General features: G+C 34.3%; 22 protein-coding genes. 12 read left to right on the top strand and 10 right to left on the bottom strand.

Going from position 1 to position 24,290, the window contains the following annotated elements:
* The first annotated feature begins 33 nt into the window (after positions 1 to 33).
* The 3 genes from BUB82_RS08585 (at position 34) to mfd (ending at position 7,227) form a co-directional block, all read left to right on the top strand.
* Positions 34 to 1,008, top strand: coding sequence for a DUF4837 family protein (locus BUB82_RS08585; protein ID WP_073193209.1), 975 nt, complete (start codon positions 34 to 36; stop codon positions 1,006 to 1,008).
* Between the two features lie 164 nt (positions 1,009 to 1,172).
* Positions 1,173 to 3,680, top strand: a complete 2,508-nt coding sequence (locus BUB82_RS08590; protein ID WP_073193210.1) for a phosphoenolpyruvate carboxylase — start codon at positions 1,173 to 1,175, stop codon at positions 3,678 to 3,680.
* A 169-nt stretch (positions 3,681 to 3,849) separates the two neighbouring features.
* Entirely contained in the window at positions 3,850 to 7,227 is a 3,378-nt protein-coding gene (mfd, locus tag BUB82_RS08595; RefSeq protein WP_073193211.1) for a transcription-repair coupling factor, read from the top strand.
* Positions 7,228 to 7,354: 127 nt separating this feature from the next.
* On the opposite strand, the gene BUB82_RS08600 is transcribed toward mfd, so the two are convergent.
* Positions 7,355 to 8,161 (bottom strand): prohibitin family protein, encoded by an 807-nt coding sequence (locus BUB82_RS08600; protein ID WP_073193212.1) that lies wholly within the window; start codon positions 8,159 to 8,161, stop codon positions 7,355 to 7,357.
* 341 nt (positions 8,162 to 8,502) lie between these two features.
* Here BUB82_RS08600 and BUB82_RS08605 point away from each other — a divergent pair, with 341 nt between their 5' ends.
* Entirely contained in the window at positions 8,503 to 9,372 is an 870-nt protein-coding gene (locus BUB82_RS08605; protein WP_073193213.1) for a polyphosphate kinase 2 family protein, read from the top strand.
* Positions 9,373 to 9,421: 49 nt separating this feature from the next.
* Here the strand turns inward: BUB82_RS08605 and BUB82_RS08610 are convergent, their stop codons facing one another.
* Both BUB82_RS08610 and BUB82_RS08615 read right to left on the bottom strand, forming a co-directional pair.
* Positions 9,422 to 9,625, bottom strand: coding sequence for a helix-turn-helix transcriptional regulator (locus BUB82_RS08610; RefSeq protein WP_073193214.1), 204 nt, complete (start codon positions 9,623 to 9,625; stop codon positions 9,422 to 9,424).
* The gene (locus BUB82_RS08615; RefSeq protein ID WP_317041054.1) at positions 9,622 to 10,014 is read right to left on the bottom strand and encodes a hypothetical protein; all 393 of its coding nucleotides are present in this window, start codon (positions 10,012 to 10,014) and stop codon (positions 9,622 to 9,624) included. The genes BUB82_RS08610 and BUB82_RS08615 overlap by 4 nt, the downstream gene beginning before the upstream one ends.
* 437 nt (positions 10,015 to 10,451) lie before the next feature.
* Between BUB82_RS08615 and BUB82_RS08620 the strand changes: the two genes are divergently transcribed.
* Positions 10,452 to 10,841: an HU family DNA-binding protein gene (locus BUB82_RS08620; RefSeq protein ID WP_073193215.1), complete on the top strand. Its 390-nt coding sequence runs from the start codon at positions 10,452 to 10,454 to the stop codon at positions 10,839 to 10,841.
* Positions 10,842 to 11,037: 196 nt separating this feature from the next.
* Here the strand turns inward: BUB82_RS08620 and BUB82_RS08625 are convergent, their stop codons facing one another.
* The gene (locus BUB82_RS08625; protein WP_073193216.1) at positions 11,038 to 11,370 is read right to left on the bottom strand and encodes a hypothetical protein; all 333 of its coding nucleotides are present in this window, start codon (positions 11,368 to 11,370) and stop codon (positions 11,038 to 11,040) included.
* Positions 11,371 to 11,579: 209 nt separating this feature from the next.
* On the opposite strand from BUB82_RS08625, the gene BUB82_RS08630 reads away from it, so the two are divergent.
* From BUB82_RS08630 to BUB82_RS08655, 6 genes are read left to right on the top strand one after another with little or no spacing between them, the layout of a single operon-like run.
* On the top strand, positions 11,580 to 11,876 hold the full coding sequence (locus BUB82_RS08630) for a hypothetical protein (RefSeq protein ID WP_073193217.1): 297 nt from the start codon (positions 11,580 to 11,582) through the stop codon (positions 11,874 to 11,876).
* Between the two features lie 17 nt (positions 11,877 to 11,893).
* On the top strand, positions 11,894 to 13,255 hold the full coding sequence (dndC, locus tag BUB82_RS08635; protein WP_200796295.1) for a DNA phosphorothioation system sulfurtransferase DndC: 1,362 nt from the start codon (positions 11,894 to 11,896) through the stop codon (positions 13,253 to 13,255).
* The gene (dndD, locus tag BUB82_RS08640) at positions 13,255 to 15,348 is read left to right on the top strand and encodes a DNA sulfur modification protein DndD (protein ID WP_073193218.1); all 2,094 of its coding nucleotides are present in this window, start codon (positions 13,255 to 13,257) and stop codon (positions 15,346 to 15,348) included. Before dndC ends, dndD begins: the two co-directional genes overlap by 1 nt.
* Positions 15,332 to 15,685, top strand: a complete 354-nt coding sequence (locus BUB82_RS08645; protein WP_073193219.1) for a DndE family protein — start codon at positions 15,332 to 15,334, stop codon at positions 15,683 to 15,685. The genes dndD and BUB82_RS08645 overlap by 17 nt, the downstream gene beginning before the upstream one ends.
* A gap of 8 nt (positions 15,686 to 15,693) precedes the next feature.
* Positions 15,694 to 16,797 carry a hypothetical protein gene (locus BUB82_RS08650; protein WP_073193220.1) on the top strand — a complete coding sequence of 368 codons (1,104 nt, stop codon included), beginning with the start codon at positions 15,694 to 15,696 and terminating at the stop codon, positions 16,795 to 16,797.
* Positions 16,787 to 17,743 (top strand): hypothetical protein, encoded by a 957-nt coding sequence (locus BUB82_RS08655; protein WP_073193221.1) that lies wholly within the window; start codon positions 16,787 to 16,789, stop codon positions 17,741 to 17,743. The genes BUB82_RS08650 and BUB82_RS08655 overlap by 11 nt, the downstream gene beginning before the upstream one ends.
* 3 nt (positions 17,744 to 17,746) lie before the next feature.
* Here the strand turns inward: BUB82_RS08655 and BUB82_RS08660 are convergent, their stop codons facing one another.
* The 6 genes from BUB82_RS08660 to BUB82_RS08685 form a co-directional block, all read right to left on the bottom strand.
* Positions 17,747 to 18,226 carry a hypothetical protein gene (locus BUB82_RS08660; RefSeq protein ID WP_073193222.1) on the bottom strand — a complete coding sequence of 160 codons (480 nt, stop codon included), beginning with the start codon at positions 18,224 to 18,226 and terminating at the stop codon, positions 17,747 to 17,749.
* Positions 18,227 to 18,232: 6 nt separating this feature from the next.
* Positions 18,233 to 20,428 carry an AAA family ATPase gene (locus tag BUB82_RS08665; RefSeq protein WP_073193223.1) on the bottom strand — a complete coding sequence of 732 codons (2,196 nt, stop codon included), beginning with the start codon at positions 20,426 to 20,428 and terminating at the stop codon, positions 18,233 to 18,235.
* Between the two features lie 2 nt (positions 20,429 to 20,430).
* Positions 20,431 to 20,634: a hypothetical protein gene (locus BUB82_RS08670; RefSeq protein ID WP_073193224.1), complete on the bottom strand. Its 204-nt coding sequence runs from the start codon at positions 20,632 to 20,634 to the stop codon at positions 20,431 to 20,433.
* Positions 20,628 to 22,823, bottom strand: coding sequence for a DEAD/DEAH box helicase family protein (locus BUB82_RS08675; RefSeq protein ID WP_143185667.1), 2,196 nt, complete (start codon positions 22,821 to 22,823; stop codon positions 20,628 to 20,630). The genes BUB82_RS08670 and BUB82_RS08675 overlap by 7 nt, the downstream gene beginning before the upstream one ends.
* Positions 22,824 to 22,924: 101 nt before the next feature.
* Positions 22,925 to 23,635, bottom strand: coding sequence for a hypothetical protein (locus BUB82_RS08680; protein WP_073193225.1), 711 nt, complete (start codon positions 23,633 to 23,635; stop codon positions 22,925 to 22,927).
* Positions 23,636 to 23,650: 15 nt separating this feature from the next.
* A complete protein-coding gene (locus BUB82_RS08685; RefSeq protein ID WP_073193226.1) occupies positions 23,651 to 24,088 on the bottom strand; it encodes an ABA4-like family protein in 438 nt (145 codons plus the stop codon).
* Here BUB82_RS08685 and BUB82_RS11775 point away from each other — a divergent pair.
* Positions 24,087 to 24,233: a hypothetical protein gene (locus BUB82_RS11775; RefSeq protein WP_159432031.1), complete on the top strand. Its 147-nt coding sequence runs from the start codon at positions 24,087 to 24,089 to the stop codon at positions 24,231 to 24,233. The genes BUB82_RS08685 and BUB82_RS11775 overlap by 2 nt on opposite strands.
* The last annotated feature ends 57 nt before the right edge of the window (positions 24,234 to 24,290 follow it).

The following is a 24,290-nucleotide window of genomic DNA, read 5'->3' on the forward strand; positions in this document are numbered from 1 at the left end:
GATAGGTATTTACTGTCTTTAAAAATAAATTTTATGCGCAAAATTAGCTGCTTAGTTGTAATTCTTGGTCTATTTATGGCTTGTCAAAATAAACCTAGCCAACGCATTATTGCCGAGTCTTCTGGAAACCTTAACGAATTAAATGTTATTGTTGAAAATGAAGATTGGAATGGCAAATTAGGCGAACATATTAGGGATGTATTTGCCGCCGATTTTAAAGGCTTACCGCAACAAGAGCCACAATTTAACCTTAGACAAATTCCACCTGAAATATTTACAGGCTTTGCCCGTAAAAACCGAATTTTCATCAAATTTGAAAACACCAGACAACCACAAGTTCAACGCTTAGTTGATAGCTTTGCTCAACCTCAAGTCGGTTATTTATTTGGTGCTAACTCAACAACAGCTTTTGACTCACTTCTCAGAGCCAATGCCAACCGAATCATAAACGACCTGCAAGCCACTGAAATTAAAGAACGCCAAAGACGCATTGCTAAATCATTAAAAGATGACCAAGCCATTAGAGACGAATTTAATATCAGCTTAAATCTACCCACAGCTTATCGCTATGCTAAAACAGAAGACAACTTTATTTGGCTAAGAAAAGACATCAAACATGGCAGTATGGAGCTAACCATTTACGAAGTGCCAGCCCAAAGTATTGAGAAAAACGATAGTATTCTAAAAAATATCATTCAAGTACGCGACAGTATCGGCAAAGTTAAAATTCCTGGACCTACCGAAGAGAGTTTTATGAGCACTGAAAAAGCATATGCACCTTACCTATTTGAAACTAAAATCGATGGTAAATTTGCCTATGAAGTTAAAGGGACTTGGGAGGTTAAAGGCTTTTTCATGGGCGGTCCCTTTTTAACTTATGCGGTTAAAAATACAACTGATAACACCTACCTGATGCTAGAAGGTTTTGTCTTTAAACCTTCAGCCTCTAAACGGACACAAATGATTGAAGTTGAAGCCATTTTACGTTCTGCTCAATTTATAAAATAGACTTCAAGTTGCACTGTACACCTTAAAAACTTCAGTTGTTGTTATAAGCCATTGCTGGAGTTTTTTTTAAAAAAATCGAGATGCTATAATCTTTAGTTTTCCTGTCATTCGTCATATTCGACTTTTTCTAATTTTATTATCTTGGTTTTTTTAAATTCTAAGGCATGAAATTATCAGAAGTAAAATTAGAAAAGTTCAGAAATTTAATCACCAATAAATTTCTTATTTATAACAGCCTATTCACCAACCTACCCAACGAAAACATCAAACACACTGGCGTTTATGTGCCTTTACTTCAAAAAATGAGCTTGGATTATTACAAGCAAAAGTTAAGCCCAGATCAAGTCATAACCGATTTCTTAAAGCAGCACACCACAGTTAAAACCACCGAAGAAAAATTTGATTTCTTGTTTAGAATGGTGCAGTATATAGAACGCCAAGTTGTCCTGTTTGATAGTGTTGAAGATGCCGCCTTTAGCGAATTTAACAAAGCTGGCATCGACGCATTTTTTGAAAATAACAAGCTTGACTCTGAAACCATACAGCACTTTAAAAACTTTGGTGTTCGGGTGGTATTTACAGCACACCCAACTCAATTTTACCCTAACACGGTGCAAGGCATTATGCACCAATTAAGAGAAGCCATAAAAATAGACGACATTCAACAAATTGATAAGAGCTTACAACAGCTAGCCTTTACGCCTTTCATCAATAAAGAAAAGCCAACACCATTTCAAGAAGCCAAAAGCATTATTTTCTATTTAAGATATGTGTATTACCAAACTTTGGGTAGACTTTACCATAAAATTTGTGACCGATTAGAAGTTGAACCTGACTTTAACCCACAATTGCTTCAACTTGGCTTTTGGCCAGGTGGTGACCGCGATGGCAACCCTTTTGTTCATGCTGAAACAACTCAAGACGTAGCCAGCGAGCTAAGAACTTCAATTATGAAATGTTATTATCACCATTTAAAATGGCTGATGAAAAAAATAAGCTTTAGAAAGACTGAAACTCTTTTAAACAACTTAAAGCAGCAATTGTATCGCCAGATATTTCAAGAAGAGGCATCACTTAGTGCTCAAGAAATCCTAGCGACACTAGAAGAAGTCAAAGCGATTGTAATTACAAACTACAACAGCCTTTTTATCGATGAAATTAACGACTTTATAGGTCGTGTTCATTTATTTGGCGCACACTTTGCTTCCTTAGATATTCGTCAGGATGCCTCCATTCATACTCAAGTGATCACGGAAATTGTTCAAAAAGAATTTAATCTGAACTGGAAAAACCTAAATGAAGACCAACAAGTTGAACTTTTAACTCAACATGAAACCAAAGCAAAACCAGGAGAATACACCAACGAGCTTACTAGCGATACGCTAAAAAACGTACAACAAGTGCAATCACTTCAGCAAAAAAATGGTTTAAAAAGCGTGCATCGCTACATCATTTCAAACGCTGAAAAAATTACAGATGTATTAAACGTTTATGGCTTATTTAAATTTTCTGGTTATAAGGATAAAGACCTTAATATTGATATTGTCCCGCTGTTTGAAACCATGCAAGGCATGAGCAATGCACATCATGTCATGAAAAGCCTTTATGAAAACAAAACCTACCAATCACACTTAAAAGCCCGTCAAAACGAGCAACATATCATGCTAGGTTTTTCTGACGGCACAAAAGACGGCGGCTATTTAAAAGCCAATTGGGAAATTTTTAAAACCAAAGAAACCCTAACTAAGCTTTCGCGTGAGTATGGCATTAGCGTCATCTTTTTTGATGGTCGTGGCGGTCCGCCAGCACGTGGTGGTGGTAAAACTCATCAATTTTATGCCTCACAAGGTCCTGATATCGAAAATAAAAACATACAATTAACCATTCAAGGACAAACCATTACTAGCGTATTTGGTACGCATGAACAAGCCTCTTATAACTTTGAGCAACTCTTATTGTCGGGCATTAAATCTAACCAAAGTAAAGCCTTAAGTGATAGACTTAAAACTGTGATGGGCGACTTGTCAGACCTCAGCTATCAAAAATACCTTGACTTAAAAAACCACGAATTATTTACGGGCTACTTAGAAAACATGACGCCTTTAAAACAATATGGCGCTACTAACATTGGAAGCCGGCCAACGAAGCGAAAACCAAGTGCTCAACTAGAATTAAAAGATTTAAGAGCTATACCGTTTGTCGGTTCTTGGAGTATGATTAGACAAAATATTCCAGGGTATTATGGCTTAGGCACTGCCTTAGAACACTATAAAGACCAATTTGAAATGGTTGAAGAATTATACCAAGCATCTGATTTTTTCAAATCATTAGTGCATAATAGCATCATGTCTATGAAAAAAACCTATTTCCCACTCACGGCTTACATGGCTGAACATTCTACTTATGGTGTGTTTTGGAAAGATTTACGAGAAGAATATCTACTGACTAAAAAATGGGTGCTTCAACTGACAAAACAAAATGAATTGATGGAAAATGAACCGAGGGCAAGACAGTCTATAAGTGCACGAGAAAAAATTATTTTACCTTTACTCAGCATTCAGCAACACGCCTTAATTCAAATGCAGAAAAAGGATGCCGACTTTGATACTTATGAAAAATTAGTCATACGCTGTTTATTTGGTAACATTAACGCTAGCCGTAACTCAGCTTAAATGAGTATATTTTTAAATAATAAACGAGGATGAACAGTTTGTGTTCATCCTCGTATTAATTCATAGCTTCAATTAGGTTGATCAATACCTAAGTCATTAGTCATTTTAAGCTTCTTTTATAAAATAATTGACCGCTACAGGCTCGCAAAATCTATTATATTTGCAAGCCATGAGCAAGACCAATATTAGTACAGCCCTAGCCGATTCAGCTAATTTCAAGCAATTAATAAATGCGCTTCAAGCTGAAGAAAAAGGCGTCGCACCAAAATTTAAACTTGACCATTTAGTGGGCTCGGCGGTTTCTTTTTACGTGGCCGAATGTTTCAAAAAACTCGACCAACCATTTTTACTGATTTTTGATGACAAAGAAGAAGCGGCTTATCATTTAAATGATTTAGAACAATTGCTCGGTGATGAACAAGTATTATTTTATCCTGGTTCTTATCGCCGACCATACCAAATTGAAGAAACCGACAACGCTAATGTTCTGCTCAGAGCTGAAGTTTTAAACCGCATTAATTCGCGTAAAAAACCATCAGTTATCGTGACTTATCCTGAAGCGCTATTTGAGCAAGTGGTCACTAAAGCTGAACTCAACAAAAGTATTTTAAAACTAAAACTAGAAGACCAATTATCAATCGACTTTGTGAATGAAGTCTTGTTTGAATACAAATTTAAGCGTGTTGATTTTGTAACTGAACCTGGCGAATTTTCGGTGCGTGGCGGTATTATTGATGTGTTTTCATTTAGCCATGATGAGCCTTACCGCATCGAGTTTTTTGGAGATGAAGTTGAAAGTATTCGCAGTTTTGATATCGAAACCCAACTCTCGACAGAGCGACACAAAAAAGTGTCGATTATGCCGAATGTTGAAAATAAAGCCCTAGATGAAAAACGCCAGAGCTTTATTGAGTATATTTCAAACCACAGCTTAATCATTCTTAAATCGCCTGACTTACTCGCCAAGCAACTAGACCTTTTGTTTGAAAAAGCGCAAACGGCCTTCGAACAATTAAGTAAACAAGTGAAGCATGCCCAACCTGCCGAATTGTTTTGTAATGCTGAACTCATCATGCAGCAGCTTGAGGCTTACCGCTTAATTCAGCTTAACGGTCAGGCTTATTTTCCAGCAACGACACATTTAAATTTTGACACGAAACCGCAGCCAGCCTTTAATAAAAAATTCGATTTACTGGTTGAAAACCTTAAAGAATACAACAACGCAGGCTTTACCAACTATATCTGCTGCGCTACCGAACAGCAAGCCAAACGCTTTAAAGATATTTTAAGCGAAATTGACGATAACTTAAGTTACCAAACTTCAGTTTTACCGCTACACCAAGGTTTTGTTGATGTTAATGCCAAAATTTTATGTTATACCGATCATCAAGTCTTTGATCGCTATCATAAATTCCACCTTAAAAATGGTTATGCCAAAAAGCAAGCCATTACGCTAAAAGAACTTACCAGCTTAGAAGTAGGCGATTATGTCACGCATATTGATCATGGCATCGGGCAGTTTGGTGGCTTGCAAAAAATTGATGTTGAAGGCCAGCAGCAAGAAGCCATTAAATTGGTGTATGGCGATCGCGATGTGTTGTATTTAAGCATACATTCCTTACATAAAATCTCTAAATACAACGGCAAAGACGGCAAAGCACCTAAAATTTATAAATTAGGAAGCAAAGCCTGGAAAAGCCTAAAGAAAAAAACCAAAACTAAGGTTAAGCAAATTGCCTTTGATTTAATAAAGCTATACGCCAAGCGTAAATTAGACCAAGGTTATCAATATGCGCCAGACTCATATTTACAGCACGAGCTTGAAGCTTCATTTATTTATGAAGACACACCCGACCAAGGTGCGGCAACTGAAGCGGTAAAAGCCGATATGGAAAGCCAACAACCGATGGACCGATTGGTATGCGGAGATGTGGGCTTCGGTAAAACTGAAGTCGCCATAAGAGCAGCTTTTAAAGCGGTTGATAATGGCAAACAAGTCGCGGTTTTAGTGCCAACCACGATTTTAGCTTTTCAACACCATAAAACCTTTTCTGAGCGCTTAAAAGATTTTCCCGTTACGGTTGATTACCTCAACCGTTTTAGAACCGCTAAAGAACGCCGCCAAGTTTTAGAAGAACTAGAAGCTGGAAAAATTGATATCGTGATCGGTACGCATCAATTGGTTAATAAAAATGTTAAATTTAAAGATTTAGGCTTATTGATTATTGATGAAGAACAAAAGTTTGGCGTCTCTGTTAAAGACAAACTTAAAACCATTAAAGCTAATGTAGATACTTTAACCTTAACCGCTACACCTATTCCGCGGACGCTTCAATTTAGTTTAATGGCCGCTAGAGATTTATCGACTATTAAAACACCACCACCTAATCGCTACCCGATTGAAACCCATGTAATTCGCTTTACAGAAGACCAAATACGGGATGCGGTAGCTTATGAAATTCAACGTGGCGGTCAAGTGTTTTTTATCAATAACCGCATCGAAAATATTAAAGAAGTCGCTGGGATGATTCAACGACTTGTACCTGATGCCAAAATTGGTGTCGGGCATGGCCAAATGGATGGTAAAAAACTCGAAAAACTCATGCTGGCGTTTATGAATAATGAGTTTGATGTATTGGTCTCTACCACTATCATAGAAAGCGGTTTAGACGTGACCAATGCCAACACCATTTTAATCAATGATGCGCATAATTTTGGAATTTCAGACCTGCACCAGATGCGTGGTCGTGTAGGCCGAAGTAATAAAAAGGCCTTTTGTTACTTAATTACGCCACCAACAAGCTTAATGACGCCAGATGCCCGTAAACGCATTACTGCTTTAGAACAATTTTCAGAATTGGGTAGCGGCTTTAATATTGCCATGAAAGATTTAGAAATTCGTGGTGCTGGCGATTTATTAGGTGGTGAACAAAGTGGCTTTATTGCAGATATTGGCTTTGATACCTACCAGAAAATCTTAAATGAAGCCATTGAAGAATTGAAAGAAAACGAGTTTAAAGAGGTGTATGAAGATGAAGCAAATGAAGTTGACCGCGTATTTGTAAAAGATGCCCAAATAGATACTGATTTTGAAATTTTGTTTCCTGACGATTACATCAATAGCGTTAAAGAACGCTTAAGCCTTTACACCAAGCTTAATAAAATTACAACTGAAGCCGACTTACAAGCTTTTGAAGCCGAACTTACCGACCGTTTTGGTGCGCTTCCAGTACCAACCCAAGATTTACTCGATTCGGTAAGATTAAAATGGATTGCTGCTAGTATGGGCTTAGAAAAGTTAATTTTAAAACAAAACCAGTTAATCGGGTATTTTATCGCCGACCAACAATCGCCTTTTTACCAAACCTCACGCTTTAGAGAAGTCTTACAGCATGTGCAAACGCATCCTCAACAATTTGTCTTAAAGGAAAAAGAAACCCGACAAGGTTTACGTTTATTACTCAAAAGCAAAGGGATGGACAGTATTAAAAAAGTGTACGAACTTTTACAGGTTTTTGAAACTGATTCCGCTACGCTTAAGGCATAAATGCTGAAACACCAAACACATGATTATAAATGTATTTAATTTGAAAAGCAGCAATTTTCGTTTCTAAAACAGGATAAAAAAAGCTTTGTTTTTTAAAAAACAAAGCTTTTGATTTTAGATATAGGCTTTACTTATTTGAAGCCGGCGTAACGGTTTGATTATCATTAACCATAAGCGGCGTTTTACCATCGGTTATAATTACTTTGGCGTTGTTAGATTTAGATAATTCTCTAAAAGCTTCAATGGCTTTGATGCGTATAATGCCATTGGTTAATCCTTCTGCAATAATTAATTGGGCATCTCGTTCGCCTTTAGCATTAATAATTTTTCTTTGAGCTTCTAAGGTTTCTTGCTTCAGTACAAACTCCATTCGCATGGCATCTTGCTCGGCTTGCAGTTTACGTTCAATAGAACTCGCTAAGCCTGGTGGCAGCTGTATTTGCTTCATTAATACCGCTATTAATTCAATTCCATCAGCTTGTTTTTCAAGATTAGTTCTCATCTTATTTAAAATTTCATCTTCTATCACGGCACGCATCCCTGAGTGCATATCTTTCGCAAAAAATTTAGCACATACATCTGAAGCAGCTGAACGGAATACACTGGTAATAACCGACTCATAATCTTGACCTAAGTTTTTAAGTACCGAGGCTACTTTGTTACCATCTAGACGATAAAGAATAGAAATTTCAGAATTAACACTTAAGCCTTCTTTACTAGGTAAGCTTAAAAAGAGTTTAATGTTTTTAGTTTGGGTAGACTCTTTAATCACCCGACTTGTGAGCGGATTAAAATAAACGGTTCCTTCAGTGTTGACCTCATCAGATAATTGACCTAATTTTTGTTTAATCCCAACTTCTCCAGGCCTGATGACCGCACAACTGCTCGTTAGTACAACGGCTAATTCTGCTAAAAAAATGTGTTTTGTTTTCATGATCTAATTTTTTTAGCTAAAAATAAACCAGAAACACAGTTGCTAATTTCTGATTTACAAATAGTTAACTATTAATAATTTAAATATAGTTTATAAGTATTTTTTTGGGATGAGGAATAAGTAAACTTTTAAAACAAGTTTTTCTTGTAACTGAAGGCTTAGCCTTAACCGATGTATCATTGAGATTGTAATGATGATGTGATGATATATGCTAGCTTCAAAAGTCTGAGCTAATTTGAGTACAGTTGAGTTACAAAAACGTTTTCTCAAAAAAACAAGCACAAACCTAGGAAAAGCCCTTGTAATCACTTATTTTGCTAAGACTTTTAAATAGCCTTCAAATGCAACTTGAACCCTTTATAGCCAATTCAGATTTAAAGCTTGACCAATATCCTACGCTACCCGAGCAGCAAATACGTAAAAAAACACTCAAAAAGCAATTGCGGAAAGAACGCCGACAACTTGGTGAGATGCAAAATACACTGTATGCGCATGGCAAATATTCGGTCTTAGTTTGTATTCAAGGTATGGATACGTCTGGAAAAGACAGCTTAATTAGAGAGGTGTTTAAAGATTTTAATGTGCGCGGTGTGGTGTCTCATAGCTTTAAAAAACCTTCAAGCCAAGAACTTCAGCATGACTTTTTATGGCGACACTATAAAGCCTTGCCTGCGCGCGGTAAATATGCGGTGTTTAACCGTTCGCATTACGAAAATGTTTTAATTTCAAGGGTAAAACCCCAAATTGTACTACATGAAAACTTACCACATATTAACAGCTTAGGCGATATAACACCAGATTTTTGGGAAACGCGTTTACAACAAATCAATCATTTTGAGCAAAACATTCATCAAAATGGCTGTATTATCTTTAAGTTTTTTCTGCACATCTCTAAAGATGAGCAAAAACACCGACTGCTCAGACGCCTCAACAATCCGAATAAACAATGGAAGTTTTCGCCAGAAGACTTAAAAGACCGCGCGCTATGGGACGATTATATCAGCTGTTATGAAGAAGCCATATCGGCCACCTCAACACCACATGCGCCTTGGTATATCATTCCTTCAGACTCTAAGCATCATGCGCGCTTACTCGTGGCTCAAATTATCAAAGCAAAGATGCAAACCTATACTGATATTAAAAACCCGCGTTTACCGCAAGAGCTTCAGCAGCAGATTGATCATTACAAAGCCGAGTTGCATCAATCTTAAGCATTTGCCCTCTTATTGGTCAGGTTTAAACAGGGCAAAACCATTAACTTCAACTGGGTTGATCTTCATAAATAAAAATCGCTTCAATGTCCGTTTTAAACAATCGGGCCAGTTTAATGGCCAAGACTAAACTGGGGTCAAATTTTCCTTTTTCAATGGCATTAATGGTTTGTCGAGAAACTTCAACCGCTTTAGCCAATTGGTCTTGGGTGTAGTCGTGTTCAGCCCGTAAGACTTTCAATTTGTTTTTCATGCGTAGCGTTTTCTGTTAATGAGTAGCGCCAGCATATAAGTAATGCCAATAAAACCAACTAAAAAGCCAATTTCTGCATTAAAGCTAATGAGGTTGGTTTGGTCGAGTAACGAAAAGCTTAAGCCTACAATCACGCTTAAACCTAAGGTAATGGCTAGGGCTTCTGTGTGTATTTTTCGCTGTAGCTCGTCCATGGCATTAAAATAACGGCGGTTAGCAATAATCATCATCACGCCATTCACTAAATTAACCGCAATGGCTAAGGTGGTGAGAACTTGATGCTCGTCCCAAATAAATTTTGGACCAAAGGTCGCTAAAGCTAAGGTAGCCACCCAAGACCAGGTCCAGCCGGCTAATTTTAAAGTGTGTTGTTTTAAATTCTTCATCATCAGTTGAGATTAAATGTGTAAAAATGTAAATAAGACTTTACAAATATACAATAAAACTTTACAATGTCAAGTTTATTTTACATTTTTATAGAATTAAGGCTTTTTGTAAACCCTGTTTTAATACACTCTTAATACATTAGCTATACTTTAGCTATACTGAAGCCCTACTGAAGCTTTAAAAACAAATAGATTAAAGTTTAGGCTAAAAATAATTTATACCATTTTTGTTAAAATTTAAATTTTATTTTCTTGAAACACCCATTATAACAGAGATTTCGCGATTGTTAATAACTATTTGTCTATCATAAGCTAGTATACGTCAATAAGGCTTATTATAGTGAGCACACTTTTTATAAGTGTAGATGGTAACAGGATGCTAGCTGACTGCTATTCTTTATCAACCAAGACCTTGCTAGCGGGCAAAATAATTTAATAATATGGTTAATTTAAAAGTTAACAGCAGAAAGAACCCTCAGGACAATCAGGCGCCTGAGTTGTTTTACTTACGAGCTATTAAAAAAGGGCTTGTTGATTTTGAACGCCTGGCCTATTTAATTTCTAACCAGTCTACGGTGCGAGAGCCCGACTGTTTAGCGGTGTTGCGTGCTTTAGAGCATAATATGCTAGACCAGTTAGGCCAAGGTCATGTGGTGCAGTTAGGAAGTTTAGGTAATTTTCAAGTGGGTGTACGTTCTGAAGGCACAGCAACCGCCGAAGAACAAAGCCCTGCTAATGTACGCAGTGTGCATTTAAACTACCGCGCTGGTAAGCGCATAAAAAAAGCGCTTAAATCGCTAGATTATACTTTGATTACGACCCAAAGCTAGCAGTTTAAAGCACTTTTTTAAGTTTGTTATGGCCCGAAGATACACATCTTCGGGCTTTTTTTGTCATTTTTTTAAAAAAAATTTGTCTTGTTGTTGGCTTAAAACATAACCTAAGTTTTTAAAAACTTATGCTATGTTTGGCCAAACTTATGATAAGTCTACGAATACTTATGCTAAGTTTTTAGGTTAGCGCCGCTTATTCATAAAAATGCCCTTGATGTGGACACTCATCGGGTTTTTTGTTTTGCCATTGCCAATTATCAATGTACTCTACCAAGTTAGGGTACTTTACACTGCTTTCGTCATTATCAAAATAAAGTTTAATACCGTCTTCCCTATCTGTTTGCCCATTCATTTCGGCTAACAATTCATAAAAATCTTTACCACCAAACATACCGTAACCGTTGTAATTTGACTCTTCCCAGATATTGCCTTTATCGTCTAGCATAAAAACAGTAAAAGCGCTCCCAGAGTAGCAATTAGCAATACTTTTGTTTGTGTCTTGTGTCATCCAACTAAAAAATCCCATAATTTTATTATTTTTAAAAAATGAGAGACCTTTCGGTCCCTCAAGTTTTGGCAATTAAATTAGCGTACAAGTAATATGATCATTATCTTGCATAACTGAATTTTGTATTGCCTTCTTAACGTGTCGATACAAATATATATCATTATTGATATATAAACAAATAATTTTTATCAAAAATGATAGATTTTTTTGAAAGATTAGATAAATACATGATTTACAAAGGTTTAAATGATAATAAATTATCTAAAGAAACTGGTATATCTAATGGTCTTATTGGTAAAGCAAGAAAAAGAGGGTCGCTTTCAGGTCAAAATATATCAAAATTGATAAACACTTATCAAGATTTGTCAGCCGACTGGTTGTTTCGTGGTGAAGGAGAAATGATTAAGGTAAATGAAAAAAACGACAATCATATTGAGGACAAAGACTATGTGATAAAATTACAAAAGAAAACTATTGAAGCCTTAGAAGATAAAATTAAACGATTGGAAAAAGGTAAGAAATAGAAAACCATTAACGTGTCATGTCAAAAATAAAATTAAAAAAAGCTGAAGAAATTATTGATGAAATAATTGATCAGTATGCTTATAGTGGCGACTCTAATAGACCATGGATAATTGGTTTTAGTGGTGGCAAAGACTCTACCGTTTTATTAACCTTAGTTTGGACAGCCTTAAAACGGTTCAAAAAGCAAGCACCAATGCCATTTCAATTAAAAAGGCCTGTGCATGTGGTTTGTAATGATACTATGGTAGAGAATCCTATTATTTCTAATTACGTTGATGATGTTTTATCAAAAATAGATCATGAAGCTCGTGAACAAGGACTCCCCATTTTTGTTCAAAAAACAACACCTAAATTAGAAGAATCGTTTTGGATCAATGTTTTAGGAAAAGGTTATCCCGTCCCAAATAATACGTTTAGATGGTGTACAGATCGGTTAAAAATTAAGCCTACTTCAAACTTTCTTTTAGAGCAAATTGATAAAATGGGTGAAGCTATCGTTTTACTCGGTACACGATATGAAGAAAGTGCCACGCGTGAGCGTTCTATGAAAAAGCATGAAGTAGAAGGAAGCCGTTTATCTAAGCACGGAACCACACCAAACACCTATGTTTATGCACCAATAAAAAGCTTAATGCTTGAAGAAGTTTGGTATATCATTAATGCTGTGCCTTCGCCTTGGGGTTTTGATAATTCAATTTTATTTCAAATTTATGCGGACGCTAGTGCTGATGACTATGAATGTCCGACAGTAGTGACCAATAAAAAACATTCTTCTTGTGGTCAATCACGTTTTGGTTGTTGGACATGTACCGTTGTAAAACAAGATAAATCTATGTCTGCTCTTATAGAAAACGGACAAGAATGGATGGCACCACTTTTAAAATTTAGAAACAATTTAGTTGACAATAGAAATATAGGCGAGAACCGAATGCCTAAAAGAAGAAACGGTGCTCCTGCAGTAGATGATGATGGACGAAACTTTGGACCTTATACTCCAAAATATCGTGCAGATACTTTAAAAGAACTTTTAAAAACACAAAAAGAAGTACAAAAAGACCGACCACATATTACCTTAATTAATAACCAAGAATTAATTGCCATTCAAGTCATCTGGAATAGAGATATGATTTTTGAATATAGCGTTTCTGAGATTTACAAAGAGGTGTACGGTAAAAATATAAGCACAAACAACATTAAATCTTTAGATGATACTGAGCGAAGAATCCTTAAAGAAACTTGTGAAGATGATGCCAATTACTATCATTTGATTGATAATTTAATTTCCCTGCAAGAATCAAAAACTTTAATGCTTTCTAAATACGGATTGCATAATGATGTAGAACGAAGAATCGAAGAGTTTGTAAACAAAAGCTTATAATGCGAATTGACCAGATTGAAATAAAAAACTTTAGAATTTACAAAGGGAGCAATCTTATAGATTTTAAGAAAAAAAAGAAATCAAATATTTACTTGATTGCAGGTAAGAATGGCTTTGGTAAAACCAGTTTTTTAACTTCCTTAGTCTGGGTTTTTTACGGTAAGCTAATCGCTCAAGTAGAAGATAAATACCGCAAAGACATCAAAAAAGCAGGTGGTTATCAAGATTACCTTGATACACAGTTCAATAATGAAATAAAACTAAGCTCAGCGCCTAAAATCATGGAAGTGAATGTCACTTTAAGTGATGTAGTTATACCGTCAGTACCCTGCAAAAAGGTGGAAATAAAAAGAACTTACAATTTTGAAACCAAGGAAGAAACTTTACAATTGCTTATAGATGGTAGCGAAAATGAATTAACAAAAGATGTGGGTTATGAAGTTTTTATTAATGATTTTCTTCTACCTAGAGAAATTGCTAAGTTTTTCTTTTTCGATGCCGAAAAAATTGTTTCGTTAGCAGAAGCTAAATCTAAATCCGAATTAAGAAGTTTAAGTAAAGCTTATTCTGAGGTACTTGGGATCAAAAAATACGAAGAGCTCAAACGCAACTTAGAAGTGCTACTTTCTAACTTAAGAAGACGCGGTGTTTCTGAACAAGAAAAAGAGAAACTCAACCAACTTATTGCTAAAGATCAAGAGCTTAGCAAGCTCATTGATTACAATCAGGAACAGCAAGATGACCTTGACATTAGAGCGTCTAATTTAAAAGCAAAATCTGATGCACTTCAAGAAAAATTAATTAGAGAAGGAAACGCTATTACTTTAGAAGAACTCAAAGCTTTAAAAAAGGAACGTGAAGACCTTAAAAAAGCAATTGAAGTCACTAAACAAAAGCTTAAAAAACATTACGAACTTTTACCATTCTTAATCGCAAGTGAACAAGTAGAACAACTTAAAAATCAATTAGAGCTTGAAAGTAAGGTACAGAACCACCATTTTAGTTTAAGTATTTATAAGTCTAAACTGGAAACATTCAGCCAAGAATTAATTAAAGATTTATCTGGAATAACAGATGATAAAAAGGTACAGCAACAACTCGAAGAGCTCACAAAAAAAGCCTATAAACGTGAACTTAAAAAGGAAGAAAAAGCAAATGCTTTAGATCAATCTAAAGTATTACTTGACTTTACAGAAGAAGAACACCGTGAATTTTTAGCTTTATATAAGCATTTGCAAACCAGTTTTAAGTCACAGATTGAGCAATTAGTTCAAGAAGAAAAAAACAACCGAATTAATTACAGCCGTGTTAGCCGAAAAATAAAACAAGGTGAAGCTAGAAAAGATAATCACTTAGCCAAAAAACTGAGAGATGAGAAACAAAAAATTGACCAAGCTTTAAACCAAATTAAAGAAGATAAAAATAAGTTAGCTGAAGAGTTTGGCAGTTTAAATTCTCAACACACATCCCACAAAAAAGTTTTATCTGAATTTGAGAAGAACTTTAATTTAATTGAACAAGACCTTAAAAAGTATCAAGTCACAGAGAAGTTACTTAATAAAATTAAAACGGTTATTGGTCGTATAAAAGAAGAAAAAAAGTTTGCCCTACAAAAAACTATTGTGTTAGGCTTAAAGCGTTTGATGCACAAAGACAATTTTGTAAAAGATGTACAAGTAAACATCCGAGAAGATGTGATGGATATTGATTTAATTGGTGAAAACAACAATATTATTGATAAAGATAACTTGTCTAAAGGTGAGCAACAATTATATGCTACTGCTTTACTAAAAGCTTTGGTAGATGAATCTGGCATTGAATTCCCCGTATTTATAGATAGTCCATTGCAAAAATTTGATAAAGACCACTCTAAAAATATTATAGAAGAGTTTTACCCTAATATTTCTAATCAGGTAGTTTTATTCCCACTGCTTGAAAAAGAGTTGACAGAAAAAGAATATAACTTGATGAAACCAAACTTAAGCCAAGTATATATGATCCAGCATAACGAAACTGGCTCAGCCTTCCAGCAATACAAATTAAACCAATTGTTTAAAGCTTTTAAAGAAGAAGACCATGTTTACGCACGTTAGAACTAGTAAAGCCAATAAAGAAGTGGTATCTCAATTGACCAGAAAACTTAATTTGGGTGCAGAAAACGTGATTGCCCGCATTGCTTTGGCTTACTCTTTAAAAACCAATAAAAAACTTGATTTAAGCGACATCCAAGATTCTGGTGGTAAAGAATATTCTCGAAAAGTTTTATTTGGCGATTATGATAAATACTATTTAGCTTTAGTGGCTCAACATTATCAATTACATATTAGCAATCAAGATTTGGGGAAATATGTGAAGATGCATGTTGATGATGGGTTGGATTTAATAAAAGATAAAAATCATTTTAAAGATACGCTTAACCTTTTTACTTAAAAACAATTATGGATAAAGAAAATAAATTTAGAAAGATAAATTATTCTAAGATAAAACTAGATCCTGAAAACCCGAGACTACCTGGTTCATTTAGAAGAGGTAGGAAAGAAGAAAAAGATCTAATTAACTGGATGTTATTAGAGGCAGCTACAGTTGAGCTCATGTACGCAATCGGACAAAATGGTTACTTTATTGGAGAACAACTATTAGTCGTTGAAGATAAAGAAAACCCTGAAAATTATATAGTAATTGAAGGGAACAGAAGATTGACTGCGGTGAAGCTTCTTAACGAACCTGAGTTAGCAAATGTTAAGAAATCTGCTATTAGTGAGGTTATTGAAAATACTGAAGAAAGACCACAAGACATACCTTGTCTTGTTTTTGAAGATAAAAGTGAAATTTTAAAATATCTAGGCTTCAGGCACATAACTGGTATTAAGTCGTGGAAACTTCTGCAAAAGGCAAGTTATTTGTATGATGTTTATCATAATGAGTTTGATGATAAAAACTTTATTACTAAATGTAGAAATATTGCAAAAAATATTGGAAGTTCATCAAACTATGTTAGGAGGTTAATCACAGCCTTTAATATTTTCAAAAAGGTAGAAGACGAAGGGTTTTATTCAATTTCAGGATTAGATGACACTAAGTTTCACCTTAATTATCTCGTAGATGCTCTTAATAAAAAGAATATCAAAGAACATATTGGAGTTAACATCAATTCTAATACTCCTTTGAAAGATTTAAATCAGAAAAATTTAAAAGAATTAATTTTTTGGTGGTTTGAAAAAACTGAAGGGCTTCCTAGAGTAATTGGAGATAGTGATGGTTTAAAAAAATTGGATTTAATTTTAGGAAGTGAAAAAGCACTAGAAGCATTTAGAGATGGTAAAAGTATAGACGATTCGGTTGAACTAACTAAGGATATAGATTCAATATTTAGGACAGAAATAATAAAATCACTTGAAAGACTTGAAAGTGCTGATAATTTAACTCATAAGGTAGAAGATTTTTATTCAAATCTATATGAAGATTTAAAAATGATAAGAAAGCTAGCACTTAAAATAAAAGAATACAAAGACCAAATTGAAGATTCAAAAGATGAGTTTTAAAAGTAATATTAATGAAGCATACACCAACTATAAGGGTATCGACAAGCCAGATTACAAAAGACATGACTTAACTGCTTATACTGATTTTTTGGAGCTGATGTCTCTTTTTTCAAATTCAGATGGTGTCACAAGAGGAGATTTTCAAGATAGATTATTTGGAACAGATGATTATGATAAAGCCGAAATTAGGGATAAAGATGAAATCTTTGTGAATAATATTTTTGAAAAGGCTATTCAAAGGTCAGTATTATACTCTGATAACTACCCATTCTATATTGAAAAAAATCAATCTGAAATATTGAGATTAAAAAATGGATTAAATGACTCGAGAAAGTTATATCTTTTATTACTGGTTTGCTCTAACTTAAACATTTTCAATTCATTTCAAAACCTCCTTACTAGTGAATTTGAGAAATTATCTGCAATAACTTTAAAAGACTTTTTACCAAAAAATGCTGTCGTAAAAGAATTTGGGGAAAACTCTGATTATAGAGGTAATACAATTACAAAAATCACAAATCTTGCTAATGATGCTGGGCTAAAACTAAATGATGAAGAAATTGAAGATATTAGTCCTTATAATTCTAAAGAAAAAGGATGTGACATTTTTTCATGGATTAATTTCGATGATTCGAATAAAAACAAATTGGTCTTTATTACACAATGTACTTGTCAAAAAATATTTGAGTCAAAGCTATCGGAAGTAAATAGATTCGCAGAATATTTTAACTTTTATAAAAAAGAGCCAATTCAGTTATTTTTTATACCCTTCAGTTACGTAAATCGTGAAAAAAAATTTGAGAACACTAATAAATTCATAAAAGACTACCTATACTTCGAAAGATTCAGAATCATAACTACTTGCAAAAGCTTGAATTTTTCCGAATTTCAAGCTTCCAAAATAATAGATGAACTTATTGAATATCAAGAAAATTATATTGAATGAATCTTACTCATTCATCAAATCCACAAACAAATAACTAGAATTAATCAAGTTATCATTTTCCCATTCTTCTTGGAGATATTGTAAACCACCATTAGCATAGCTTTCAATAAACTCCACAATATTGCTAACAACAACGTTAAGTTCTTTTTCGTCCATATCTTCCAAATCATTCCAGTCAAACCCAATTTCTTCACTATGACTAAAAACAATCATCAATAAAAAATCGACCAGACTAGAATCACGTTTCCATTTGCCTATTTCTACAAAATCTTTGGTTGAGTTTCTGGGTGGTAAGGGTAGTTTTAAACCTTTTTTTAAGCCCAACCTAAAGGCATAAATATAGAGCTCATAAATAGGTCCAAATTGACTGTATTCTGATTTTGATTGTCCTTTGTTAGCAAAAGCTTCAATAACAGGAATCTTACTTTTTGCGTATCTTGGTTTTTTTACTAATATATTATTCCTAAATTCTTGTGCTGTCATAACTTCTTATTTCAACTTTGTTTTTGTGGTTACTAATTCAATTTGTTCGGCATTTTCAGGAACGTGATTTACATACATGGTTTTTACTCTTTCGTCTTTTAATAGTCGTTTACCAAGTTCATTAATTTTCATATCGTCTTCTTGCTTGTATAATTCTTTGACTAATACAATACTTTGCGGAAAGACATCTCCGATAGCTTCAAAAAAGCCTTCCGTAAAGCCTTCACCAAAAGCAGAAATAGGGGCATCAGCTAATAAAGGATAATTATATTCGGCATTATTAGCAGAGATAATTGCCATAACCACAGAGAATTTTTTCATGCGTTGGAAACCTTCAGAACTTCCATATACAGAATTACCTTTACTATCTAAGTAATTAAAATTAATTGAGCCATTAGGATTTTTCTCAAATTTTAAAATCCCACCAGATAAATCGTTGTTCTTGATAAGATTTTTGAAGTGAATATTAGCATGTTCTTCCAGCAAATTAATCATCCCATCAAAAACTTTATCCTTTGCTTTACTTGCTGCTTCTTCTAAGTCGCTAAGTACTTCGTAATTTTCATTATATCCATCTGGAATATTATTAGATTTATTTAAGCTCTTAACTTCTTCATTAATCAATTTTAAATCTTTCTTTAGCTGATTTATTTTAGGTATAATAATGTCATTAATTTTATTTTCTGCACTAGAAATTCTACGGACAGCGCCATTATAGCTACTTATGACATCTTTTGCTGATTGATCCTGATCATGCCCAGCAATCATTATAGAATTACGATCATCTTCTAAAGACTTTATTCTCTTTTTTAAACGTTCAATACTATCTTTTAATTCAACCTCTTTTTCTTTGGTTTTAATAATCGAATCTTTAATACCATCAAGTTTATTATAAAAGGGCTGAGCATTAATTTGTAAGTCACCAAAGAAATTTTTTAAATCATTTTTTACAAATGGTTTCTCACTTTGTTTATCTTTAGTTCTATTCTTTAACTTTACTAAGTTTTTATATTCAGGAGTCCCTTCTTTTGCCTCTCTATTACAAACATAACAATGCTCATCATCTATCATATTTTGAAGTGATACCGAATCGGGAGAATTTTCAGGTAAGAAATGGAAATACTCGTTTGGATTCTCTTCTACATTCTTAAGTGCTTTTTTCTCGTATCGCTTCTCAATAAACTCATCATTAAGTTCTCTAAACTTTTCAACTTCTTGCTCAAACCCTAAAGCAATCCAAGCAAAATTTCCGTCAAAAAAACGATTATTAATTCGATCTAAAAAGGTTTCAAATTCTTCTTGTTTTTCCCGTAACCTTTTTCTTAAGGGCTTTAATTTATCGTCAAATTCTTTCCTTTTCTCTGCATTTGCATATAGCTTGTCTAATTCATTTTTTTCAGCTTCTGCATTAGCTAAAGTCTCATTAAACTGTTTGAGTTTTAATTGTTCTTGCTCGAGCGCTTGTTCAATTTTTTCTTTTTCTTCAACTGCATTGTTGAAGCGTTCATTTTGGGAGTCGTTCGCTTTTATTTGTTTTTGCACATCTTTAAAAGCCTTTTCTTTAAACTCTTCTAGGAGTTTATGTATTTGCTCGTATTTCTTTATATCGGTTAGATTCTCAACAGCCTTTTCTATACTTTCTTTTTTACTGAAATCTATAATATCGTCAACTTCTTCACCTTGTAGAAAAGAATATTGCCTAAATGCAGGCATGATCAGTTTGTCTATGATTTTTTTCTTTTCATTTTCATCATAGACAGGTTTGTACTTATGTAAAACTAACTCAGTTCTATTGACTTCTAATTCGTTCATCACGAACTGCCAACTGTTTTCATCTGTTATATTCTCATCTAAGCGTGTTGCCGTAAATGATTTTATGATTTGATATTTATATCTTGTTCCACTTGTATATTCTACACAAACACCACAAGTTAGATAATCATTTACAGCGGTTTCGTTCTTTGCTTTATCGGAGATGATTTTTACTCCAGCATTTTTAATATTTATTTTCTGTTTTGTATCAGAATCTAAAATTTGATCGTAAAACAGCCATAAAAAAGCATTGAAAAATTTTGATTTACCAGCACCATTATCTGCTACTATTATATTTATGCCTTCTTCAAGTTTATAAGTATTGTCTTCAAAATCACCATAGTAATTGAAGAAGTTCTTAAAACTAATACTATTAATAATTGATGCCATAGCTAAATTTTATGAATATTTTTAATTGTTGGGTAGATTTGTCTAGCTGTTCTACCATTATCATTTTCATTAATAATGGTTTCTAGTACATCAACTATTTTTTTACGATGCATACCTGATAAGTCATCTTCTGTTAGTTTATACTTTTTTTGAATTTCCGGCTCAAATAAAATGTCCTTGATTATTTTGGTTCTTTTGTTTAGCATAATTCATTTATAATTTGGTCAATGTTCAATTCATATTTTTCACAAATTGAATTGAGTTCATTTTTAGTGTCATAGTAATTCATAGATAAGCTTGAAAAATGTGCAACACGTTGTAATTCTGTTTTAACTTGGCTTCTTTCCATTCGGTAGGTATCTGCGCTAGCATCATTTAATGGCGGCACTACTACCATATCATAAATAATAGCATTAGCTTTATCTTTGTGCTTTCTCAAAAGACGTCCTCTACGTTGTATAAATTGTCTAGGATTACCTGTACTACTTGCAAAAACACCTACCTCAGCTCTAGGTACATCTACACCTTCATCGAGCATTTTCATAGCGAAAAGCATTTCAATTTTTCCTTCAGAAAAGCCTTTTAAAATTCCGTTTAAATCTTCATCATCGGCAGTGTAGGAATTGAGCTTTAAATTTGGTTTAACATCTATTGAAGCGCGTATAAAGTCATTTAGCATTCTTTCGCCATCACCAGATTCATCGTACACAAAACCTTCAGGCACATAGGTAAACACATATTTTAATTTTTCTTTATTGTTCAGCTCTTCAACAATTTCTTTAAAACACTCTATTTTATTTTGGGCTTTATGAATAATATTTTTCCTTGATAAAAGTAGTTTTTCAACCATAGGGTCATTTTTAAATTGCCCTTTATCAAAATCAAAATAGATCAATAACTTCTTAGAGATTTCTATGTATTTCTCTAGTTCTTCACTCTGTAGCTCAACAATCTTAGGGTAATATTTATATTCAGTGAGTCGTTCTTCTTCAAGTGCGCGCTCCATACTAAATGAATAAATGTAAGGTGGCTTATCCTCAAAAAATAAATCGATTGCATCAGTACCTTCTGGATCATAAACTCGTTTAGGTGTTGCAGACAGGCCGATTTTTTTCTTAACGCCTACATCTTGTAAGATTTTTTTTATTTGACTTGCACCCATATTATGAGCCTCATCAGCAATCAATAAAAATTGTTCTTGTATTTTATTAAAATACTTTTGGAAACGCTTTGTAACAAAACTGCCATAGGTAGCAATCATTACTATATCTTTATTAATGCCCCAAGAAAGGTTACTTGTAAAATTAGCGACATCTTTTTCCCATTTGTTGCCTCCGCCAATTTTGATGATATTTTTAAAATTAAATGCTTTAACTTCTTGTTCCCACTGGTTTAATAAAGCAATTGAAGGCACTAAAACAATAAATTGGTAGGTTTTGTTTTTTTTATATTCTTCTAAGGCACAATTAAGCGACGTTATGGTCTTCCCTGTACCTGTCGCCATAGCAAAAATCCCTTTATAGTCGTTTTCAACCCAATTTTTATAAGCCTGCTTTTGATAATCTCTTGGCTCGTCAAATGGAAAACGAGGCTCGTTTTCTATTTTCTCAATGATAATTTCAAATCGTTCTTTTTTGGTTTGATAAATTTCTTTAAGTTTTTTGGTATAACTCTCAGAGCTTAAATTAATGCTTATTTGCAGTAATTCAGTTATGGGCCTTTCAACACCTACTTCATCAATAGCTTGTTGAATTTCATTTTTGCTTAAATAGGTATATTCAGAGTGTTGTTGGTTAAATACTTTTTCAAATCGTTTTCTTTGCTCTTCGATTCTAACTTGACTAACAGGAGAATTCCATGGGACTTCCACCTGAAAGCTTTCTGCATTTTTTACAATTCCCGCCAAGGTAAAATTCATGCTACCTTGGGTTAAAATGTAGTCTTCACCATCAAAAAATAACATTTCTTTGCTGTGGCTTAAACTCTGCTTACCGAAGCTTACAGGTTGTATTTGTAGTCTATTTTCTTTAATGAGATATTTTAAACAATCAAAAAAGTGTTGCCCATATTCATCTAAGCTTTCTTTTAATTTACGTAAATCCTTAACCAATTTAGAAACTTCACCGTAGTCGTTTAACTCTGGCTCAGCTATTAAGTTGTCAAAATCTAATTTTGTGTAATAATGGTTGGTAATCATTCGCATTGTACCACCATTATAGATAAACTCCGCGAAACTTTCTGACAACACCCGAAAAGCGCCTGTATTAAAGTATCCCAAAAACAAATCTACTGTTTTTGAAACCGGGAAAACTTCATTATAGAACTCCAATGGTATATGCTCAGAATCTGAGCTATAGGTATAGGAATCAGGAAATTTGATTGACTTAAATGACACGTTAAGTTATTGACTTGGTTAAGAAGCTTAAAACTAACGAATATAACTTTAACCATCAAATTTTTTTAAAATTTCCAGTTCAGTTAAAACCAAATAACAGCTTAAGGGATTACTTTTACATCACTAATCGGAATCTTAAAACCCCATAAACGGCGTTCTTCAGGTAAAGGAAAACCAGCTTTGGTCGGTTGCCAGTTAAGCCATTCGGCTGTAATCCCATCAAACGGAATAATACGCACCCAAAGTTGCATACTTACAGGAATGTGTTGTTCATTAAGCGTCCAAAGATAGCTGTCGCCTGGCGTACTACCGCCCGAAGTGTAAGTTACCAATAACTTGTCTTGCCCATCTGCCCGGATTAATTGTCGTTTGGTGCCAGGGTCAAACAGCTTATGTGGGGCTATTAACCAAAAGCTATCGTTATTAAAATTTTTTTCAGCATAAGCAATCGCCTCGGTTTTGGCTTGGCCTGTTAATTCGGTATCGCCTTTGTAAGCTTGGCTTTGCTGGGGCGACTTGGTTTGCAAATTAACTTGATAATCCTTCCATGAGACCTGAACTTGATGTTCTTGTTTAAACCATTTATAATGGTTAGTCTCACGAAAGCTCCAATGTATGACTTTGGCTTCGGTAAAGGCGTTATGATTAATGGCTTCTAGCATCTGCTGTGCTAACATATCAGCAGCTTGTCCGCTTTTGCCAGATGGCACAGGCGCGTTGTAAACCAATTTTAAAACGACGAAGCTAATGAGTAATAAGCCTACTAGACCAGCCAAAACTTTTAATAAGCCGCGCAAAAAGGTTTTAAGCATTTGGTGGTCGTTTTGTTATGAATTGTTAGTTGAAGTTTTGGCTTTAAATCTGTAAATCGATCGCACCAAGGTATAAGCCAGAAAACCCACAGGACCAAACATAAAGCACAAGAGCAAACAGGGAATCATCCAAGCATGCGGAATATTGTGTTTTTGCGACTGCTGCAACAGCCAATGCCCCACTAATAAGTCAAACACTAAATAATGAATCCATCCCGTTAGTATGGCTTGATCGGTGGCAAATAAAGCTTTAACACCCGCTAAAGTCGAAAAAGCTTCTGCGTTAAATTGGTCTAAGCCGGATAGTACACAAACGGCATACACCAAAGCCATAAGCACCGCAATGATGTAGACCACTAATGGCCGCCATGACTTCTTCGGAAAAAACACCAAACTTATCCAGGCGGGCAAAACCAAGGCATTAACCAACTGAAAAACAAATGCTGCTGTCATGCTAAATTTTTGGGTTGAAGTTACAATAAAAACAAGTAAAACCCAATGGCTCTATTTAAAGCCTATTGAAGCTATGACGCAAAATCTACAAGGTGAATTAAATACAACTAAAAGAACAGCAAGCGAACTAAAATTTACACTTTAATTTAGGCATCAGTTGAAGCATCTCACTAAAGAGATCCTTGGGGGATACTTAGGGGAT

Origin of the sequence: Psychroflexus salarius (genome assembly GCF_900129035.1) — a bacterium.
Taxonomy (GTDB): Bacteria; Bacteroidota; Bacteroidia; order Flavobacteriales; family Flavobacteriaceae; genus Psychroflexus; species Psychroflexus salarius.

Bases quoted from the DNA above. Each gene is read 5' to 3' on its own strand.
- BUB82_RS08585 (WP_073193209.1), top strand. From the start codon at position 34: ATGCGCAAAATTAGCTGCTTAGTTGTAATTCTTGGTCTATTTATGGCT.
- BUB82_RS08590 (WP_073193210.1), top strand. From the start codon at position 1,173: ATGAAATTATCAGAAGTAAAATTAGAAAAGTTCAGAAATTTAATCACC.
- mfd (WP_073193211.1), top strand. From the start codon at position 3,850: ATGAGCAAGACCAATATTAGTACAGCCCTAGCCGATTCAGCTAATTTC.
- BUB82_RS08600 (WP_073193212.1), bottom strand. From the start codon at position 8,161: ATGAAAACAAAACACATTTTTTTAGCAGAATTAGCCGTTGTACTAACG.
- BUB82_RS08605 (WP_073193213.1), top strand. From the start codon at position 8,503: ATGCAACTTGAACCCTTTATAGCCAATTCAGATTTAAAGCTTGACCAA.
- BUB82_RS08610 (WP_073193214.1), bottom strand. From the start codon at position 9,625: ATGAAAAACAAATTGAAAGTCTTACGGGCTGAACACGACTACACCCAA.
- BUB82_RS08615 (WP_317041054.1), bottom strand. From the start codon at position 10,014: ATGATGAAGAATTTAAAACAACACACTTTAAAATTAGCCGGCTGGACC.
- BUB82_RS08620 (WP_073193215.1), top strand. From the start codon at position 10,452: ATGGTTAATTTAAAAGTTAACAGCAGAAAGAACCCTCAGGACAATCAG.
- BUB82_RS08625 (WP_073193216.1), bottom strand. From the start codon at position 11,370: ATGGGATTTTTTAGTTGGATGACACAAGACACAAACAAAAGTATTGCT.
- BUB82_RS08630 (WP_073193217.1), top strand. From the start codon at position 11,580: ATGATTTACAAAGGTTTAAATGATAATAAATTATCTAAAGAAACTGGT.
- dndC (WP_200796295.1), top strand. From the start codon at position 11,894: ATGTCAAAAATAAAATTAAAAAAAGCTGAAGAAATTATTGATGAAATA.
- dndD (WP_073193218.1), top strand. From the start codon at position 13,255: ATGCGAATTGACCAGATTGAAATAAAAAACTTTAGAATTTACAAAGGG.
- BUB82_RS08645 (WP_073193219.1), top strand. From the start codon at position 15,332: ATGTTTACGCACGTTAGAACTAGTAAAGCCAATAAAGAAGTGGTATCT.
- BUB82_RS08650 (WP_073193220.1), top strand. From the start codon at position 15,694: ATGGATAAAGAAAATAAATTTAGAAAGATAAATTATTCTAAGATAAAA.
- BUB82_RS08655 (WP_073193221.1), top strand. From the start codon at position 16,787: ATGAGTTTTAAAAGTAATATTAATGAAGCATACACCAACTATAAGGGT.
- BUB82_RS08660 (WP_073193222.1), bottom strand. From the start codon at position 18,226: ATGACAGCACAAGAATTTAGGAATAATATATTAGTAAAAAAACCAAGA.
- BUB82_RS08665 (WP_073193223.1), bottom strand. From the start codon at position 20,428: ATGGCATCAATTATTAATAGTATTAGTTTTAAGAACTTCTTCAATTAC.
- BUB82_RS08670 (WP_073193224.1), bottom strand. From the start codon at position 20,634: ATGCTAAACAAAAGAACCAAAATAATCAAGGACATTTTATTTGAGCCG.
- BUB82_RS08680 (WP_073193225.1), bottom strand. From the start codon at position 23,635: ATGCTTAAAACCTTTTTGCGCGGCTTATTAAAAGTTTTGGCTGGTCTA.
- BUB82_RS11775 (WP_159432031.1), top strand. From the start codon at position 24,087: ATGCTAAATTTTTGGGTTGAAGTTACAATAAAAACAAGTAAAACCCAA.
- BUB82_RS08685 (WP_073193226.1), bottom strand. From the start codon at position 24,088: ATGACAGCAGCATTTGTTTTTCAGTTGGTTAATGCCTTGGTTTTGCCC.